Origin of the sequence: Nocardioides sp. LHD-245 (assembly GCF_030929495.1) — a bacterium.
Lineage (GTDB): Bacteria > Actinomycetota > Actinomycetes > Propionibacteriales > Nocardioidaceae > Nocardioides.
The window spans coordinates 1-1,187 of sequence record NZ_JAVFWN010000039.1 but is presented as its reverse complement, the minus strand read 5'-3'; the positions used below and the strand labels follow the sequence as shown (position 1 = coordinate 1,187).

The window sequence follows — 1,187 nt, the reverse complement described above, 5'->3', positions numbered from 1 at the left end:
CAGGTCGGTGCCCTTCGTCAACCAGTGCCGCAACAACCGGTTGGTGTTCTCGTTCGTGCCGCGCTGCCACGGCGAGCGGGGGTCACAGAAGTAGACCGGCATCGACAGGCCGGTCTGGATCTTGTCGTAGGCCGCGAGCTCGGTCCCGCGGTCCCAGGTCAACGAGCGGCGTAGGTGCTCGGGCAAGTCGCTCATCTCCCGGATCATCGCCTCAGCCACCGACTCCGCGTCGTGGCGTCCGGGTAGGTGCAGCAGGATCGTGAACCGGGTCGACCGTTCGACCAGTGTCCCGACCGCGGGGCTTCCCGGGCTGCCCATGACGAGGTCGCCCTCCCAATGGCCGGGCACGGCCCGATCAGCCACCTCGGGCGGGCGTTGACTGATCTTGAACGCCTCCTTGTACGGACTGTTCGCCCGCTTGCCCCCGCCCTGCGACTTGCGGCGCGCACGCTTGGTCGACAGGTGCCGGTAGAGGTCCTTGCGCAGCCCTCCGCGGGTCTGGACGTAGAGCGCCTGGTAGATCGTCTCGTGCGACACACGGCCCATGATCATGTGTGGCGACTCCTCACGCAGCACCTGTGCGATCAGCTTTGGGGACCAACCCTCGTCCATCCACGCCTCGATCCGCCGACACAGGCCGGGCTCGGCGACCAACCGGAACTCCTTGGGCCGTCGTCGCCGTTCCCGCGCGGCAGCGTTGGCCAACGCGCCGTGATAGGACCCGTCCGGACCGCGGTTGCGGGCGACCTCGCGACAAATCACAGACGGGCTACGGTCGATCGCCTCGCCGATCTCGGCGTAGGTCCACTTCTTGCGCAGACCAGCGGCGATCACTGCCCGGTCCTCGCTGGTCAACACACGGCGCACTCCCTTCTCGCTACCGCCGCCGTCCTGAGCGTCGGTGTCGACCGCCTCGCTCGCCCCGGCCGGGACGGTGACAACCACCAGTCCGCCACGCCGCCCATGTGCAACACCGAGTTCCATGGGAGCCGACTTACGCCACTTCGCCCACGCCGACGGCGGCGCCACGCCGATCTCACGTGCTGCCGCCGAGATCGACAAGCCCGCGCACACCAGCTCGAAGAACTGGTCCCACTGCTCCCACGATCGACACGAACCCCGCCCTGACAACGGTCTCATCGCAACGCTCCTCCAAGGTCACGTTGCTTCGACCCCTTGAACCCGCC

1 protein-coding gene is annotated in these 1,187 nt (G+C 67.8%); it reads right to left on the bottom strand.

Going from position 1 to position 1,187, the window contains the following annotated elements:
• The coding region (locus RB608_RS28220; protein ID WP_308091429.1) for an IS30 family transposase at positions 1-945 on the bottom strand (945 nt) is incomplete at its 3' end.
• Positions 946-1,187: the final 242 nt, after the last annotated feature.